The following is a 201-nucleotide window of genomic DNA, read 5'->3' as shown; positions in this document are numbered from 1 at the left end:
AAGCCTCACGGTTCATTAGTATCGGTTAGCTCAACGCATCGCTGCGCTTACACACCCGACCTATCAACGTCGTCGTCTTCAACGTTCCTTCAGGAGACTTAAAGTCTCAGGGAGAACTCATCTCGGGGCAAGTTTCGTGCTTAGATGCTTTCAGCACTTATCTTTTCCGCATTTAGCTACCGGGCAGTGCCATTGGCATGA

1 rRNA gene is annotated in these 201 nt (G+C 49.8%); it reads right to left on the bottom strand.

The features are described 5' to 3' along the window. Positions 1-201 (bottom strand): 23S ribosomal RNA (locus OTG14_RS23880); the annotation flags it as partial.

Origin of the sequence: Enterobacter pseudoroggenkampii (genome assembly GCF_026420145.1) — a bacterium.
Lineage (GTDB): Bacteria > Pseudomonadota > Gammaproteobacteria > Enterobacterales > Enterobacteriaceae > Enterobacter > Enterobacter pseudoroggenkampii.
Note: the sequence above shows the minus strand (reverse complement) of the source record. Positions and strands in the feature narration are given on the sequence as shown.